General features: G+C 41.3%; 15 protein-coding genes and 3 pseudogenes. 1 reads left to right on the top strand and 17 read right to left on the bottom strand.

Annotation, left to right across the window (positions count from 1 at the left end; genetic code table 11):
- Positions 1-161: transposase (locus tag MFLO_RS15215; RefSeq protein ID WP_173400588.1), on the top strand; the 161-nt coding region annotated here is incomplete at its 5' end.
- A 222-nt stretch (positions 162-383) separates the two neighbouring features.
- Here the strand turns inward: MFLO_RS15215 and MFLO_RS12805 are convergent.
- From MFLO_RS12805 to MFLO_RS16630, 17 genes and pseudogenes are all read right to left on the bottom strand, one after another.
- Positions 384-998 (bottom strand): SGNH/GDSL hydrolase family protein, encoded by a 615-nt coding sequence (locus MFLO_RS12805; RefSeq protein WP_036098415.1) that lies wholly within the window; start codon positions 996-998, stop codon positions 384-386.
- 124 nt (positions 999-1122) lie between these two features.
- The gene (locus tag MFLO_RS12810) at positions 1123-1866 is read right to left on the bottom strand and encodes an alpha/beta hydrolase (protein WP_036098416.1); all 744 of its coding nucleotides are present in this window, start codon (positions 1864-1866) and stop codon (positions 1123-1125) included.
- Positions 1867-2039: 173 nt separating this feature from the next.
- Positions 2040-2753 (bottom strand): alpha/beta fold hydrolase, encoded by a 714-nt coding sequence (locus tag MFLO_RS12815; RefSeq protein ID WP_036098417.1) that lies wholly within the window; start codon positions 2751-2753, stop codon positions 2040-2042.
- 75 nt (positions 2754-2828) lie between these two features.
- Positions 2829-3674, bottom strand: coding sequence for a hypothetical protein (locus tag MFLO_RS14865; RefSeq protein WP_162148162.1), 846 nt, complete (start codon positions 3672-3674; stop codon positions 2829-2831).
- A gap of 37 nt (positions 3675-3711) precedes the next feature.
- Complete coding sequence (locus tag MFLO_RS14870) at positions 3712-4041, bottom strand: hypothetical protein (protein WP_206538343.1); 330 nt, start codon at positions 4039-4041, stop codon at positions 3712-3714.
- A gap of 33 nt (positions 4042-4074) precedes the next feature.
- On the bottom strand, positions 4075-4995 hold the full coding sequence (locus MFLO_RS14875) for a glycosyltransferase family 39 protein (RefSeq protein WP_051993672.1): 921 nt from the start codon (positions 4993-4995) through the stop codon (positions 4075-4077).
- 273 nt (positions 4996-5268) lie between these two features.
- Complete coding sequence (eno, locus tag MFLO_RS12825; RefSeq protein WP_036098419.1) at positions 5269-6561, bottom strand: phosphopyruvate hydratase; 1293 nt, start codon at positions 6559-6561, stop codon at positions 5269-5271.
- A 237-nt stretch (positions 6562-6798) separates the two neighbouring features.
- Positions 6799-8330, bottom strand: a pseudogene (gene gpmI / locus MFLO_RS12830) (2,3-bisphosphoglycerate-independent phosphoglycerate mutase).
- Between the two features lies 1 nt (position 8331).
- Positions 8332-9087 (bottom strand): triose-phosphate isomerase, encoded by a 756-nt coding sequence (gene tpiA / locus MFLO_RS12835; RefSeq protein WP_036098421.1) that lies wholly within the window; start codon positions 9085-9087, stop codon positions 8332-8334.
- A gap of 29 nt (positions 9088-9116) precedes the next feature.
- Positions 9117-10307 carry a phosphoglycerate kinase gene (locus MFLO_RS12840; RefSeq protein ID WP_036098422.1) on the bottom strand — a complete coding sequence of 397 codons (1191 nt, stop codon included), beginning with the start codon at positions 10305-10307 and terminating at the stop codon, positions 9117-9119.
- A gap of 112 nt (positions 10308-10419) precedes the next feature.
- Positions 10420-11431 (bottom strand): annotated as a pseudogene (gap, locus tag MFLO_RS12845) (type I glyceraldehyde-3-phosphate dehydrogenase).
- Between the two features lie 36 nt (positions 11432-11467).
- On the bottom strand, positions 11468-12514 hold the full coding sequence (locus tag MFLO_RS12850) for a sugar-binding transcriptional regulator (RefSeq protein ID WP_036098423.1): 1047 nt from the start codon (positions 12512-12514) through the stop codon (positions 11468-11470).
- A 412-nt stretch (positions 12515-12926) separates the two neighbouring features.
- Positions 12927-14270: an RNA polymerase factor sigma-54 gene (gene rpoN, locus MFLO_RS12855; RefSeq protein ID WP_036098425.1), complete on the bottom strand. Its 1344-nt coding sequence runs from the start codon at positions 14268-14270 to the stop codon at positions 12927-12929.
- Positions 14271-14397: 127 nt separating this feature from the next.
- On the bottom strand, positions 14398-15309 hold the full coding sequence (locus tag MFLO_RS12860) for a dipeptidase (RefSeq protein ID WP_420912541.1): 912 nt from the start codon (positions 15307-15309) through the stop codon (positions 14398-14400).
- Positions 15310-15320: 11 nt separating this feature from the next.
- Positions 15321-15722, bottom strand: a complete 402-nt coding sequence (locus tag MFLO_RS12865; RefSeq protein ID WP_036098427.1) for a hypothetical protein — start codon at positions 15720-15722, stop codon at positions 15321-15323.
- A gap of 761 nt (positions 15723-16483) precedes the next feature.
- Positions 16484-16843, bottom strand: coding sequence for a hypothetical protein (locus tag MFLO_RS12870; RefSeq protein WP_241433666.1), 360 nt, complete (start codon positions 16841-16843; stop codon positions 16484-16486).
- Positions 16844-16861: 18 nt separating this feature from the next.
- Positions 16862-18031: pseudogene (locus MFLO_RS16630) on the bottom strand (hypothetical protein); the annotation flags it as partial.

Here is an 18031-nt window from a genome sequence, read left to right on the forward strand (position 1 = left end):
AAAAGAAAAAGCATGGTATGCGTTATGCGACGTATCGCGGATTAGCGAAAGTCACACTGCAAGCCACGCTTACTTATACTGCCATGAACCTGAAAAAACTAGCTTTATGGACGTGGAAGAAGTCTTGTTCTTCTTCGAGTTTTTTTCATTCTGAGAGCTAAAAACGACAATCCCGTCTTTTTTTTCATTTTGGAATTGTCGTTTTTCAACAGTCTGAATGCTGTATCCAAAAAGGATACAGCATTTTTTACGAAAGAATGACTTATCTGTCAAACTTTCCTTCATTTCTGCGGTCCTCCACAAGACCATCATGCAGAAACGGCGAGCGCGCACAGCGTGCGCGCAATCAGCTCATCGCATAGCCTTTAGTATATCATCAAAGCTCACAGCTGTAAATAGCCGTTTTTATAAACTGCATCAAGCCAAATATCCGCCAGCAAATGATGACCGAAGTCTGTTGGATGAACTCCATCTACAATCAGTTTTGTAAAGCCGTATTTAATTCCAGCCGCGTTCATCAAGCCGTCAAGCGGGATAAGTAGCGCATCGAATTCCAAAGCTAGCTCGCGAACCACATGAATTTTCGGATCGAGGTCTTCCCGCCAAGCTTTTCGGTCCTCGGGAAATGGAAGCAAAAACGGTTCCATTAAAATAAGTTTCGCTGTTGTCTCTTGCTTCACCTGCAATAATACATCACGGTAAATTTGCTTGAATTCACTTGCCGGAGTTATTTTTTGATTTAAAAAAGCCTGCCAAGTATCATTAATCCCGATCATAATCGTAAGCAAATCCGGTTTTAATGCTAGACCGTCCACGTCAAACCGCTTCGCCATATCAAGCGTTGTATTGCCGCTTATCCCCCGGTTTAGTACTTCGACTTCCTGATCTTGCAGTTTCTGAGCAACATAGCTAACAAAACCCCTTCCGAGCGTTATTCCATCCTTATAGTCACGATACCAATCCGTAATACTGTCGCCTTGAAAAAGAATTCTTTGCATCTGCCTTCCCCCACTACTACATACTATATTCTAAAAAAATCATAGCAAAGCTTTTCTAATAAAACAAGGATTGGACTAAAAAAAGGCCAGATGGAGTTTTTCCAGCTGGGCTTAGACTAACAAATTAAATTGCATCCTCTTCAATCCAGTTTAAATCATCTAAGAAATAAACCACGTCTTCTTCGAGAATATCTTTTTCATCGTCATTGACGAGATCGTGTCCGCTTCCTTGATAGAAACAAAGCTGTTTATCAGACGTATGAATATTTTTAAAAATATAGTTCGCATCATCCGCTTCGATTTCTTCATCTTGACAGCCTTGTCCGATCATTGTCGGTACATGAATTTTTTCAATATTATCTGCGACATACTTGTAGAACGCCGAACGAGCATCCGTCATCGTTTTGATTTCAGGTGCATAGCTCTTAAGAAGCGCTTCTGCTTCTCCTTCTACGATGCCGTCTTGTTGAAGCTGTTTACGCAAATATTTTTCGACTGGAATATAGCGCATGGTTTTATTCACGTTTGCACATAGTGGAACAATCGCTTTTGGCGAAAATGATTCTGCCATTTTAAGTGCAAACACGCCGCCCATCGCAACACCAACAATCGCAATTTCATGAAAACCTTCTTGTTCAAGGAATTTATATCCCGCAACTGCATCTTCATACCACATCTCAGGTGTCGTCTTTAAAAACAGCGCAGGTTCATCTCCGTGGCCTCGGAAGTTAGGTGCATATACCGTATAGCTATTCTCAGCTAAATGCTCTCCTAAACTTCTTACATCTTCTGTCGTTCCCGCAAACCCGTGCAAGAGCAAAACAGCACGATTTCCTGCTTTGATCATAAAGCTACGATCCGCACTCATTTGTAAACAGTCCTCCTAAAAAGTCATTCTGCGACGTAAATCGCGAATTGCAATAGCCCTATCATAACGCGAAGTTTGGCGGCTGTCAACACCCAAATATAGACTTATTCAAGCCGTCTTTCAAACCGACAAAAAAGGTGGAAAAGAACCACTTTTCACTTCACGGTAAAGCTTTATACACCCATTGTATGCTTTTTTAAGAAAGATGCAATGATTTTGTTTATACGTTCTGGAGCTTGTTTTAATAAGAAATGAAGCCCACGAGAAATCACTTCAACTTCACCATTTTGAACTGCTGCTGCCATTTTCTTCGTTTCTTTTACAGAAATGACATCAAGCTGACCGACAATCGCGAGAAAAGGCGCTCTAATCATTTTAAGTTCCGTCTCTTCGATGTGCGGTTCAAACACATTTAAAGCAAGTCGCCGCTTCAGACGATCAAACACAGAACTGATCGGGGCAAGTAGTTTAGCACCAAGATAGCCGATCCGCCCGAGCAGACTCGACAAAAACCGAATTTGGTCTGCATCATAGTTTGCTCCAATCACAACGCTTGAAAGTAGCCGTTCTGGCTGCTTAATCGCCATCGAAAGTGCAATAATTCCCCCGTCGCTGTAGCCGACAACGTGTGTCTGCCTAATTCCGAGTTTATCCAAAAGAACGAGCATATCATCAGCCATTTCCGCAAAGCTGAGTGGCTTTTCACCAAAACTTGAATTCCCGTGCCCTCGGCTATCCACCGCAATCACGTGATAATCCGCTTCAAAATAAGCAATCAAGCTTCGCATTGCTTCATGATTCTGTCCGTTGCCGTGAAGAAGTAAAAGTGGCTCGCCGTGCCCATAAGATTCATAAAACAAATCGACATCTTTAATTCTGACTTTCATTCTCCACACCTCCCCGAACATTTTACTTCATTGTATTCGTTTAAAATGAAATTCTTCTGAGAAAAAGCCTCTCATCTAAAAGATCTCATCATCTACTACATTTTGTTCAATCCGCCCTCTTCGCCCGCTTTTTTTCGGAACAACTTTTAAGAGCGAGAGCCATAACAAGATCGTAATAACTGTGAGGATGCTTATGAGAATGGCAAAGCTTGTTACAGTCATAAGTGGAGCTTGTTTTTCGGTACTGACAGAAAATCCGAGATTGACATCAGGCTGCGCTTTGCCATTTAGATAGAGCTGGCCTGCTGGGTAAAGCGAAATTTTATGGTTATTATAGCGGCCGAAACTGAGCATTCGACCACGAGCTTGCTCACGTGGCGTAGTTTCGATCACCTTGATTTTGTAGCGCCCACTTTTTGAGCTGACGGGTTTAGCAAACTGAATTTGTTTTGCCTGTACGGCAAATTCATCACCGGTTAGTCTGATTTGGCGCAGAATTTCCCCAGTGCCTTCATCATAAAGCGTAAGCTCATAACGCCGCGCCGGATCAGGTTGTTCCAGTACTTTCAAGGTGATGGTGTTGAAAGCATCTTTAGCGGCAAAGGTCTGCGCAACTATGCTCCTATCGTTCACAGGAACACGCATGTAAGCATAATCCTGCTTCGCTTGATAGTCGTGTATCGGATGTTTATCTTGCGTGAGTGCGCCGTAATTCGCTCCAACCGTCACAAGTCCAACTGCAAAAATAATGGCGCTAACAGCAAGAATAGGTAAATCCCATTTTTTCTTCACATTGACTGTTCCTTTTTCAAATAGCCGCTCGGTCAAAAATCGCAAGCCTGCTAAAGCTGAAAGCAGCATAATCGGCGTAAAAATTAAAATATAACGCTGATTCGCTTCCCAAATCAAATGAAACAGCATGACTCCGACAAGCACAACATTCAGGAAAAAAGCAAAATCAAATTTTTTTCGTTTTGAAAAAGCGAAGCGCTCCGAGAGCAATTGCAAACAAATTCATGATATGAAAAATCTGCGCAAAACTGTAAATCAGGATTTTTTTATCCCCAAATAAATAATTAAACGTTGGCGTAAATTTAGTGGTTGAATTAATGTACCAAGCGTAAGCTCTCGTCCCATCCGTCCAAGTATTTTGCAGTTTATTGTGGTAAAGTTCCGCTAGTTGTTGCGGTGAATAGTGTTCGAGCCGCTCTTTAATCTTTTCCAAGTTGGCTTCTTTTTTTTGCCTTTTCGCCTGGAAACGAAGTCGTATAGCGAAACTCAGCTTCATTATAGCGCCCCGCAGGTCCTTTTAACCCCATCATCACAAAATGTGTGGGAGGCACAATATAACGACTGTTTTTTTCATACCCATACGTCTGATAAAATGGCATCGAAAGTGCAGAAAAAAAGTAATATAAGAACCCCAATAAGCGTAAGACTTAGAAGCATTTTTTTTATAATTTTTCACAAGCCAAATGTGGATGACCATCGCCGGAAAGAGGATGATCAAATTTGGTTTAACTTGATATCCGATCGCAAACAACAAACCAATGATGAGAAGTATCCACCAGTTACCTCGCTTCAAATAACAGTAATAACTGAGCACAATGAGTGACACAATTGGCAGTGCCAAAGTATCTGTATAGAAGTATAAAATATACGTAAAAAGCGGTACACATGTTAAAACAAGCATTAAAAATAAGTTCGTGAATTTCGTACCAAGCGAATCTTTGACGATATAAGCCAGACTGAAAATCGTAATATTCATTAACACCATGATGAACAAGTTATCCATCAGATAATAATTATGAATGCCAAAGAATGAACCAAAATGATACAGTTCATAGCGTATGATTGTCACAAAAATGTTATTCAAATACGTTTGGAAATAAATATAATCGTGAAATTTCCCTCCATCACTAAGCATCGTGAGCGCTTGTTCTTTTACCACAAGACTATCCGCGAGTGCATCCATCCGCATCGTGATCACTAAAAACAACTGAATAGCAATGATCAAAACGACGAGTACAATCAAAATGATGAAATTCATCTTCTTACTAAGAAGGCTCATTCCTTTATAAGCGGCTGCAAATAGAAAAAGTGCAGCTAGAGCGAGTAACAGCATGTTGACTGGACTGCCTATAACCTCCACGATTGATTCAGCAATACTCAAATAAGCCAAGTAGCCAATAATCAGTACAAATGCCGCCGTAAAGCTGTAGCCAATTCCTTTTCTAACCATTATAACTAGTATCTTCCTTTCTCCAATCCCAAACGGAAAGTCCCCACAACTTTTTATCCGCTATCCCCCAAAATACAAATAGATTAAAATTACTTTTCTACTATTATGTCATACATAACTGTTATACAGCTTTTTCATTGCTAGTCAAACACATTTTATTTCAGATGTTTTCATTCTAGCAAACTAAGCGCCTCTTTTAAAGTAAAAAAGAAGCAGCTGCTTCTTTTTATAAGAAACAGCTGCTTCATCATTTCTGCTATTCAAACAGAAAGATTATTTTTTCAAGTTGTAGAAAGCTTTAAGACCACGGTATTCAGCAAGGTCTTGAAGATTGTCTTCGATACGAAGCAATTGATTGTATTTCGCAACACGGTCAGTACGAACTGGAGCACCAGTTTTAATTTGACCAGCGTTAGTTGCAACAGCGATATCAGCAATTGTCGAATCTTCTGTTTCACCAGAACGGTGAGAAACAACAGCTGTGTAACCAGCTTGTTTAGCCATTTCGATAGCATCTAAAGTTTCAGTTAAAGTACCGATTTGGTTAACTTTGATTAGGATAGAGTTCGCGATACCTTTTTCGATACCTTCAGCTAATTTTTCAGTGTTCGTTACGAACAAGTCATCCCCAACAAGTTGAACTTTTTTACCAATACGTTCAGTAAGAAGTTTGAAACCATCCCAGTCATTTTCATCAAGACCGTCTTCGATCGAGATAATTGGGTATTTATTGATCATTTCTTCGTACCAAGCAACCATTTCTTCAGAAGTACGAGTTACGCCTTCACCTTTAAGTTCATATTTACCAGATTCACGGTTATAGAACTCAGAGCTTGCAGCATCCATAGCGATTTTAACTTGTTCGCCTGGTTTGTAGCCAGCAGCTTCGATTGCTTCGATGATAGCTTCGATTGCTTCTTCATTCGATTCAAGGTTAGGAGCAAATCCACCTTCATCACCAACACCAGTGTTAAGACCTTTATTTTTAAGAACACCTTTAAGTGCATGAACGATTTCAGCACCCATGCGAAGTGCTTCTTTAAAGCTAGGAGCACCAACAGGCATTACCATAAATTCTTGAATATCAACGTTATTATCAGCATGTTCCCCACCATTTAAGATGTTCATCATAGGAACTGGAAGAACTTTAGCGTTAGTTCCGCCGATATATTCGTACAAGTGAACACCAAGTTCGTCAGCAGCTGCACGAGCAGCAGCAAGAGAAACACCAAGGATAGCGTTAGCGCCTAATTTACCTTTATTTGGCGTACCATCTAAATCGATCATTGCTTTATCAATGCCGATTTGATCTGTTACGTCAAAACCAATGATTTTTTCAGAAATGATATCATTGACATTTTCAACAGCTTTCAAAACACCTTTACCTAAGTAACGGGATTTGTCGCCATCACGTAATTCCACTGCTTCGTATTCACCAGTAGATGCACCACTTGGAACAAGCGCGCGGCCAAAAGCACCAGCTTCTGTATAAACTTCTACTTCAACAGTTGGATTCCCGCGAGAATCAAGGACTTCACGTGCGTATACTTCAGTAATAATAGACATTAATAACTCTCTCCTTTGTTGGGATTCTTCGAACAAAGTGAGTTAAAGCCCCAATATGCACGCGAGCATGTAATCCTTAAAAGTCTGGTCATGAAAGAAACAAGCCTTCCAATGCACTTTCTTTTCAAAAAATACCGCCGCATTCATACTAGACAAACCCAAATTTGCCGATCCCACATTTTTATTACAATTTTATTGTAGCTTTGTTTTCAAAAAAACAAAAGTAAAAACTATGGTTTATTTTACAATTAAGCTTTCGCCTGTCATTTCAGCAGGTTTTTTAACCCCTAAAAGATCAAGCATAGTTGGTGCTACATCAGCTAAACGTCCACCTTCGCGAAGCGTCACGCCTTTTTTCGTTACAATAACTGGAACCGGAACCGTTGTATGAGCTGTATGCGGTTTGCCTTCAGGCGTTGTCATGGTTTCCGAGTTGCCATGGTCAGCAAAAATTACTGCCGAACCACCTTTTTCAAGAATCAAATCAACTACGCGACCAAGATTTTCATCTACCGCTTCAATCGCTTTGATCGTCGGCTCAAGCATCCCCGAGTGACCTACCATATCCGGATTGGCAAAGTTCAAAATGATCGCATCATGCTTATCATTCTTAATATCTTCTACAAGTGCATCCGTTACTTCATAGGCGCTCATTTCAGGCTTAAGATCATAAGTTTCTACTTTCGGCGAATTAATCAGAATCCGGTTTTCACCAGGAAATTCTTCATTCCGTCCGCCGTTCATAAAGAACGTTACGTGCGGATATTTCTCAGTTTCAGCAATACGAAGCTGTGAAAGTCCTTCATTCGATAAAACTTCTCCGATCACATTTTTCATTTCAATCGGTTCAAATGCCACTTCTGCGTCGACACTTGGATTGTATAATGTCATCGTAACAAATTTAACGTTTTTAGGGTGTTTTTCACCGCGTTCAAAGTGTTCCCAAGTTTTGTCCGTAAAGGCGTTCGAAAGCTGGATAGCACGGTCAGGGCGGAAGTTAAAGAAGATTACTGCGTCATTATCTTTCACAGTCGCTGTCGCTTCGCCGTTTTTAGAAACGATTGCGGGAACAACGAATTCATCATTTTTCCCATCTTCATAAGAAGCTTCAACCAATTTGATAGGATCTTCAAATTTCTTGCCGTCACCATTCACAATTGCCTTATAAGCTTTTTCAACACGTTCCCAGCGCTTATCGCGATCCATTGCGTAAAACCGTCCAGAGACAGTTGCAATTTCACCGTAGCCGAGTTTGTTGATAGCAGCTTGAAGATCATTCAAATAGCCGATTGCCGATTGCGGCGGAACATCGCGTCCATCAAGAAATGCGTGGATATATGTGTTTTTCACACCTTTAGCCTTCGCTGTTTCAAGCAGAGCAACCAAATGATTAATATGGCTGTGTACGCTCCGTCTGACAAAAGACCGAACAAATGAAGATCAGAATTGTGATCTTTTGTATGATTAAATGCGTTATTTAGTGCTTTATTTTCTTGAAATTCGCCTTCTTCAATCGCTTTATCAATCCGCGTTAAGCTTTGATAAACAATGCGTCCAGCGCCGATGTTTGTATGCCCAACTTCAGAGTTCCCCATTTGACCGTCAGGAAGCCCAACGTCAAGTCCGGAAGCTTTCAGTGTGCTGTGCGGAAATTCCGCCCAATACTTATCGAAATTTGGTTTTTTCGCTTGAGCAACAGCATTACCTGTTGTTTCATCACGTTTCCCAAATCCATCCAAGATAATAATTGCTACAGGAGATTTACTCATTTTATTTTACTGCCTCCAATAGTGCCAAGAACGATTTTGGTTCAAGGCTTGCGCCGCCTACAAGAGCTCCATCAATATCAGATTCAGCCATGTATTCAGCAATATTTTCAGGTTTTACACTGCCGCCGTATTGAATACGAACTGCTTCCGCTGCTTTTTCAGAAACAGCTTCTGCAACCGTCTTACGGATTACTGCACATGTATCGTTTGCATCTTTGCTTGTTGAAGATTTACCAGTTCCGATTGCCCAAATTGGTTCATAAGCAATCACTGATTTTGAAACTTGTTCTTCAGTTAAGCCTTTAAGTGCTGCTTTAATTTGTCCGCTAACCCATTCGTTAGTTTGACCAGCTTCTCTTTGTTCAAGAGTTTCACCACAGCAGATAATCGGAAGCATACCGTGTTTTAAAATAGCATGTGCTTTTTTGTTGATGTCTTCATCTGTTTCGTGGAAATACTCACGACGCTCAGAGTGTCCGATTACAACATAAGAAACACCAAGATCAGCAAGAGCAAACGGACTGATTTCACCAGTGAATGCACCTTCATCTTCAAAATAGCAGTTTTGAGCTGAAACTTGCAAGTTTGTTCCTTCTGTAAGACGAGTTAAATCGCGTAAGAAAAGAGCAGGAGAAGCCACTACAGAGTCTACGACGTCTCTTGATGGTACATTGTTTTTCACTTCTTCAACAAATTCAGCTGCTTTCGCTGCTGTTTTATTCATTTTCCAGTTTCCGGCAATAATTGGTTTACGCATGAAAAACATCCTTTCGCACTTTTATTTTTTTATTTATCACTGATGGCAACAACGCCAGGAAGTTCTTTTCCTTCAAGATATTCAAGCGAAGCTCCGCCGCCAGTTGAAATATGTGTAAATTTGTCAGCAAAGCCGAGCTGCATAGCTGCCGAAGCAGAATCTCCGCCACCGATGATTGTTGTAGCACCAGTTAAGTTCGCAATCGCTTCACAAACACCGATTGTGCCTTTTGCAAAGTTGCTCATTTCGAACACACCCATTGGGCCGTTCCAAACAACCGTTTTTGCTCCAGCAAGTTCTTTAGTGAAAAGTTCAATCGTTTTTTCACCGATATCAAGACCTTCTTCATCAGCAGGAATCGCATCCGAAGCAACTGTGTGGAATGGAACATCATTGCTGAATTCCTTCGCTACAACTGTATCGATTGGAAGAACAAGTTTATCGCCCGCTTCTTCCATCAAACGCTTAGCTAGATCCACTTTGTCAGCTTCAAGTAGCGAGATTCCGACTTCATAGCCTTTCGCTTTCATAAACGTATACGCCATGCCGCCGCCGATTAGAAGTTTATCTGCAACTTTAAGTAGATTTTCAATAACCCCAATTTTGTCCGAAACTTTTGCACCACCAAGGATAGCAACAAGTGGACGATCAGGATTTTCGACAACGCCGCCGATGAATTTAATTTCTTTTTCCATCAAAAATCCGGCTGCTGTTTCAAGGTTAGAAGCAATCCCTACATTTGAAGCATGCGCACGGTGAGCCGTACCAAATGCATCATTTACAAAGACATCACCGAGCGAAGCCCAGTATTTGCCAAGTTCAGGATCATTTCCGCTTTCTTTTTTACCATCAATATCTTCAAAACGCGTGTTTTCAAATAGAAGAACATCGCCGTCTTTCATTTCATTGATTGCATTTTCAAGTTCTGGACCGCGTGTCACGGGAACAAATTTCACATCTTTGCCTAGTAATTCGCTTAAACGCTCAGCGACTGGGCGAAGAGTTTTGTCTTTCTTGTCTTCTTCAGTTTTCACTTTTCCAAGGTGGGAAAATAGAATTGCTTTCCCGTTGTTTTCGATAATGTATTTAATTGTCGGAAGAGCCGCAACAATACGATTATCGTTCGTAATTTCGCCGTCTTTCATTGGAACATTAAAGTCAACGCGGACAAGAACCTTTTTGTCATTCAAGTCTAAATCAGTAATTACTTTTTTAGCCATTTCACATTTCCTCCATTTTACTTAAAAATTGATTTTTTAAGTCATTTTAAGAAACAAGCGGAAACAACAATTTTGTCTCCGCTTATTCGGTTAAAATCTATTTAGTTCCTGCTTATTTAGCAATTTTAGCGAAGTATTCAAGAGTACGCACTAGTTGAGCAGTATAGCTCATTTCGTTATCGTACCAAGCAACTGTTTTAACAAGTTGTTTGTCGCCAACAGTCATAACTTTTGTTTGAGTTTCGTCGAATAACGAACCAAAAGTCATACCTTTAATGTCAGAAGAAACGATTGGGTCAGCAGTATAACCATAAGTTTCTGGGTCGCTCGCTTTTTTCATTGCAGCGTTAACGTCTTCAACAGTAACTGTTTTGTCAAGAACTGTTACAAGTTCAGTCAATGAACCAGTTGGAACTGGAACACGTTGAGCAGCTCCGTCAAGTTTACCTTTAAGACTTGGAAGTACTTCACCGATTGCTTTAGCAGCACCAGTAGTGTTTGGTACGATGTTTTCTGCAGCAGCACGTGCACGGCGGAAGTCACCTTTAGGGTGTGGACCATCAAGAGTCATTTGGTCACCTGTGTAAGCGTGGATTGTAGTCATAAGACCTTCAACGATACCAAAGTTTTCATCTAAAGCTTTAGCCATTGGAGCTAAGCAGTTTGTTGTGCAACTTGCGCCAGAGATAACTGTTTCAGTTCCGTCAAGTGTTTCGTGGTTAACATTATAAACGATTGTTTTCATGTCACCAGTTGCAGGAGCGGAAATTACGACTTTTTTTAGCGCCGGCTTTAAGGTGAAGTTCAGCTTTTTCTTGAGTTGTGAAGAAACCAGTACATTCAAGAACGATTTCTACGCCAAGGTCGCCCCATGGAAGTTCTTCTGGGTTACGGTTAGCTAAAACTTTAACTTCTTTACCGTCAACTTTGAAGAAACCGTCATGTACTTCAACGTCTCCGCCAAATGTACCTTGAGTTGTGTCATATTTTAAAAGATGTGCGAGCATTTTCGCATCAGTTAAGTCATTGATTGCTACTACTTCAATTCCTTCAACTTCTTGAATACGACGAAATGCCAAACGTCCAATACGTCCAAAACCATTAATACCAACTTTAACTGTCATAATTCATTTTCCTCCTTAGAAAAATAAGTGAAATTTTTATTTCAAAAGGGTGTTGCTCCCTTTTAAAAGCATATTAGCGGCTCCTTCATCTGTCACGAGAATCGTGTTTTTCGGAGCACTTTTCATGTAAGATTTGATCGCCTTGGCTTTTGAAGACCCACCGGCAATCACAATAATGTGCGGGATTTTCGCAAGATCTTCAAATTGAAGACCGAACGTTGAAACCTTGTGAACGACTTCACCTTGCTCATTAAAGTAGTATCCAAATGCTTCACCGACTGCTTTCTTGTCAGTAATCTTTTGAATGACTTCCTCGCTCGTATGACGTCGTTTCGCCATTGTAAGCGCATCGCCTACTCCATGAACAATTGCATTGGCTGATTGAACAAGTCTTAAGCCTTCTTGAATTGCAGGTTCTTTCAATAGTGAGCGATAAGCTTCTTCTCCGAGCTGCTCTGGAACATAAAGCACACGATGTTTGCTACCCGTTTTTGTTGCAATCCGGTCACAAATCGTATTCGCTTGATTATCCAAATCTTCGCCGATTCCGCCTCGCCCGGGAACAAATAACAATTCGCGTCCTTTGGCAAAATCACTCGGCATCGTATCGGCAAAAGCCGCCATTGATGAACCGCCCATAATCGCAATGATGTCACGCTTTTCAGTAAGCGCTAAATCAAGTTGTTTAACAGCTACACGTCCCATCTCTTCACGCACCCAAGGAGTGACATCACTGTCGCCTTGAACGATCAGACATTGTTGGATTTGTAGCAACTCTGCTAGTTTGTTTTCAGCAGAATGTAGGCCGGAAAGCTGATTCATTACGCTTTCCAAGTCGCGGAATACAACTAAACCATCTTTTGTCACCGTCATACCGGATGAGCTGATGTCAATCAAGCCTTGTAACTTCAAAAACTCAACTTCTCCGCGGAGCACGCGTTCACTCATGCCAAGCATTCCAGCAAGCGTTCTCCTGCCAACAGGTTCCGCAAAATAAATCGAGCGCAAAATCTGATAGCGTTTTTGCATAACAGTAAGTACATCGGGTAATAGTTTCTTTTGAATGTTAATTAAATCTGACATAGTCATGACTCCTCGCTAATTTGGACGATTAAAGACCCAGTAAGTCGTTATGCGTCCCGTTAAAACTAAAAAAAAGTAGCGGTCAAGGTTCCCTGAATTCTAAGATAGGACTATTTGGTTGATCGCCCTCTTTGATTTCTGACCTCATCGCGCTTCGATGTTTCATCTATAAGCTTTAATCATTCTTTTAATTACCCTACGAAGACATTGTAACAGGATGAGCTGAAATCTTCAAGTAATAAGTGGGACGTTTATGAAAAAACTACAAAACATTTACATTGAAGAAAGCCAAATGCCACTTAGAGCCACAAAACCACAATATCTTTGCTCCGCTTTAATAAACCTCGCCCGCACTAGAAGGACAAAAAAAGTCCCCCTGCATTTCCAGAGAGGGACTAAACCCGACCAAAAGTCAATCAAATCTTTTCCGTTTCGACGAAGAAGGTATGAGGAGTTCTGTGCGGTACTTCGCAACCGCCCTCCGCGAGATCTCAACCCCGTTTTCAAGCAACATCTCAACAATTTTCTGATCCGAGAGAGGCTTCTTTTTATCCTCGTTATCAATATATTCACTAATCCATTCCTTAATACTTGTACTCGAAATATCTCCTGAATCATCTGGACTATCTTTTTTCATTTGAAGCCCTGATGAAAAGAACGATTTCAGTTCAAAAACACCGCTTGTCGTTTCAAGATACTTACCGTTCACAGCCCGCGAAACCGTAGATTCATGCACGCCGAGTTCCTCGGCAATTTCCTTCAACGTCAGCGGCGCAAGTGGATTTTTAGGATCAATAAAATGCGCTTTCTGATGCTCAATAATAGCTTTACCCACACGCTGAATCGTATCTTCGCGCTGCTCCATACCTTTCACAAGCCAGTCATATTCACCCGCTTTTTCCTTCAAGAACTCAGAGACGTCCTTTTCACCTGCATCTTTTAGTTGCTGATAGTAACTATCTTCAAATCGAATTTGCGGCAAGAAGCGCTTTGCCACCGAAACAATAAATTCGTTACCGGCTTGCGTCAAAATCAAATCTGGGACAATATACTGGACCGTTTCCGATTCAAATTCCGCACCTGGTTTCGGTTTCAGCGTTCGAACATAATCAAAAACCGCTTGAATATCCGAAAGTTCCACCCCAAATTCTGCCGCAATTTTCTTCCACTTCTTATCAACAAAACCGTCAAAATGCTCAGCAATCACATCATAGGCAATATACGGAGCATCGCTCGAACGCTCGATCTGCAACAAAATACATTCTTGTAAGTTCCGTGCCGCAACACCTGCCGGTTCTAACCCCTGTAGCGCCGAAAGCCCATCCAAAACAGCCGATTCGCTCACATCAAGCGTTTCGCTGACAGCCTTAGTATCAGCTGTAAGATAACCAGCAGAATCCAAGCTTTCAATCAAATAAAGCACAATGCGCCGCTCAGTATCCGACAGCTTGAGTAAAAGCGTCTGATCTCGCAAATGATCCGACAGCGTCTCAGATTTTCCTGCCACTTGGTCGAGCCAATCACTATTTCCTTCACCGTTATTCTTCCGTTTTTTATATGAATAATCCGTTGCGACATCATCACCTGACGTGACTTCAATCAGCGGATTTTCAAGTGCTTTTTCTTCCAAAAAAGTGGTGAGATCTGCCGCTGTAAATTGAAGCATTGCGATTGATTGCGACAACTGCTGCGTCATCGCGAGCTTCATTGTCTGCTTCTGCGCCTGCTTTTGGACAAAATTCGATTCCAGCCTCACAAAAATTCCTCCCACTTGAAACTTAACTCTTCTCCATTATAGCACCCCGTCTCCAAATTTGTAATGGGCGTTTTTTTTAGGCAGAAACATAAAAGAGACTTGGGGCTGTCCCAAATCTCCTAACAAACTAGCGCGGCAAATGATTCATAAAATTTTGATGAGCGAATCCAGCAACCTCTTCCTTACCGAAATGCGTCTCAAGCACTGCGATAAAATCCTGAAACTGCGAAGCATTCTCGAGTCCCTTCACATGCGAGGGAATCCCATCAAAATCCGATCCAAACCCAATATTTTTGATACCTCCGAGCTCCGCAATATGATCAATATGTCGCACCACATCCTCCATATTCGCCGTCCCGCTTTCCGTCGTAAACAGCGGGTGGAAAATCACATGAATCATCGCATCATGTTCAATCATCGCTTTAATTTGATCGTCATCCAAGTTACGAATATGCGAGCAAATTGCCTTTGCACTCGAATGGCTGGCAATTGGAAATTCCGCGATTTCAATCGTATCCCAGAAGCTTTTCACACTGAGATGCGATACATCCGTAAACACCTTCCGCTTATTCAGCCTCGAAATAATATCACGTCCAAATCGAGTTAATCCTGCCCCTCGTGTTTCTTCAATTCCGTCTGCTGCCAAGTTCGCATTATTCCAAGTCAAGCCGACCGAAAGCACTCCACCATCAAGCAATTGCTCCAATCTGTCTAAATCCTGCCCAATCGGTTCCACACCCTCAAGCGTAAGTGCCGCCGCCATTTTTCCATCCGGAAGCATCTCAAGATCCGTCCACTTCTTAAGCGGCTTAATAACCCCATTACGATGCAGTACATGCTGCTTAAAAATATTACTTTGCTCGACCGCCTTTTTCCACTTATGTTCAATCGGAACTTCTGGATCAAGAAAAATGGCAAACCCTTGCAAGAGCATGTCTCCTTCCACCATTCGTTCAAAGTTCACGTCCAGTTCCGGCGAATCCTGAAAAGTCAGCCTCCCTTTTGCTTTTTGAAGCTTATAAAGCACATCGCAGTGCATATCGACAATTTTCAATTTTCATTTCCTCCTTCGAACCATCCGCTGTTCGTATTTGAAAGTAATCTTTTTACCGTGTCCTTATGCCATTTCCGACCAATAACGCTTTTACTGACCAAATAATTACCTTCTTCGAGTGACCCGTTCTCCGCCAAGGCTTGAATCTTCAATTTATAAACGAGCGTTTTCCGTTCCATTTCAATTCTTCGAAGCTGCTCCTTCGCCAAAAAATGCATCACCGCTTCACCGAGCTTAAATTGAAACGTAAATAAGCCGACATCCGTAAAACCGAGTACGAGCGTATGGCGCGTTCGCATCGTTGGACCGGCATACAGCAGATCAAGCTGCGTAATCTCCAAATCATTTTCATTTGCAAAGTCATAAATTTCCGTTTCAAGCCGTTTTCGTAAACTCAAGTCCCATCACCTTTTTCTACCATAGTATCATGATTTCCATGAATCAGCGAGAGAAATCGAAAAGAAACCAGCAGAAAACCCGTTATTAAAGTTGACGTGAAAAAAGTATCATTTTTCAGCTTAGCCCTGTAATGCGCTATAAGCAAACCGTGTCGCAGTAGGAATTAAAAAAATGAACTTGAATCGCCAAACTGCCTTAGACTAAAAAACATAAATTTTTGCAGACTTGCTTCCATTAGCTTTCTCAATTATATCATCTGCCTTACTTCCCCCGCCAAGATTCACATCAAACAATTTCTAAAAGAAACAGAAGGAAACGAGAAAAATGACTCTTCTAATCCATAAAACACTATAAAGAAAGTCAATAGACCGCTAGGCTCTCCTAACGTTGCTATTGACTTTCTTTATTGGGCACGTGCTTTTGATAGTGCCCGAGGAACTCACGAAATAGCTAGTATCTTGACTTGTTCCTCGAACCTTTTCAGCACAACATGCCCACCGTTTGCTTTAGCATTTGAATTTGTTCTTTCAAATCTTTTTTACTTCACCCTCAGAATCTAGAAAAATAGCAGGTGAAAATCCTATCTTCTTCTCATTTAGAATTAAATCAAGTGGTAGATTTTATACTTTCATTGAGTTCTGCCCATTCATTATCTGAAAAGCTAGAAAACTCTAAGCCGATAATCTCACTGTTTTCATTTAGAAATAAAAATACATGGTTAGACATTTTTACAACAAAATCTATCTTTTCTTCATCTAATTTAAAATATATTTTTTTGGTGTTCCCTAGATATTTTAAACCCAGATTCTTTAGTTATGATCGAATTTTCATCAAAAATATCTGTTTGGATCACTGGGTTTTTTTCTGCATACTCTCCAATAAATGAATTAGAATCTTCAATATCATTGATGGATGTGAATACTACTTCTACAATTTTCTGTGTAACAGAATTGATTTTAATCTCAACAAATGATTCATGTTCGTTAACGAATCTATAATAATAAAATTCCCCCAAGCTATACTTATCATCATTTTCTGAAAATGATACTGTGATTGGGACATAATAGTCAACTTCTATATCATCTTTGACTAGTTTATCTTCATAACTTTTAATTTTCATAATTTGCTCCTTCCATAGTTAAGGTAGATACACAGCATGTTTAATAACTGGTAATTGTCCTGCTTCTCTAGCCGGACTAAATATTAATTCCCAATTATCTATTATTATTTTAGTATCAAATTTTATTCCTGTAGAGGTAGCTTTTTCTACAGCACCTTGAAAACTCCTTAACAATTGTTGTTCGGTAAGTTTTTGTCCATGAGATAGATTTCGAGTTGAATATTCTACCATGTGCTTGGTTCCATTTGGATTCACCCACAACTTTTCCCCATTAGCATTTATTTCAAACGATTTAGGAACAGTAGTTCCTCCTCTTGGAGGTTGTATACCTTTAATATCATCCCAGACTGTACCTGTAGCCCCACTGGCTTTTTCCATTATACCATCTGTCTTACTTCCTCCGCCAAGATTCACATCAAACCGCTGCAACGTAGCCTGCAATTTTTCTGTCTGCGCGAGCACCTTCGAGCTACCTGAAGTACCCAGTCCGCCAACATCCGCCATCGCGAGTTGCTGTCGTGGTGGTAAGTTCAAGCTGTTCTCCCATTTCGCTCCGACTTTCCCGAGCGTATCCAAACTGCGCGACAGCTTCTCAACCCCGCTATGCGCCACATCTGCAAGAACACCTTTCAAACTTCTTACCCGTATCTCCGCTTGATTCTTCCCAATCCGAACCAAATCCTCCGCTTTCGACACCGCTGTTTGCTTTCCGCGCATTATCAGTTGACTGAGCTCTGCCAAATGCCCCGTTTCTCCAAGCACTCGCGTCCCGCCAGACAGCGCCTTCACGCCCGGAACTAGGTCAAACAGTGAAAACGCCCCACGTAACGCGCGTTCCGACGTATCCATCTCACGCCCCGTCAGCCAATCTTTTCCCGTCACCGCCTCGCTCATTTCTAAACTGCCATAAGCCGCCCCAAGCACGAGCCCAGCAGGAGGACAAAAAATCGCAACCCCGACAATCGCCACCGTCGCCGCAACATTCACCCAAAACTCCTTTTTCTGCTGTTCATCCTGGATCGACGTATATGCAAACGCGCGCGTGTTCAGCATCGCCGCCCGAAAATCGTTCTCTGAAACCGCTTCTTCCGGATTCAACTTCTTCCACGCCTGAAACTGGTTTTTCAACTGATCCGCGTAAACATTACTCCCGCTAAACAAATCATCCATGGTCACTTCTGTTTTCGA

Source organism: Listeria floridensis FSL S10-1187 (genome assembly GCF_000525875.1).
In the GTDB taxonomy this organism is placed as follows: Bacteria; Bacillota; Bacilli; order Lactobacillales; family Listeriaceae; genus Listeria; species Listeria floridensis.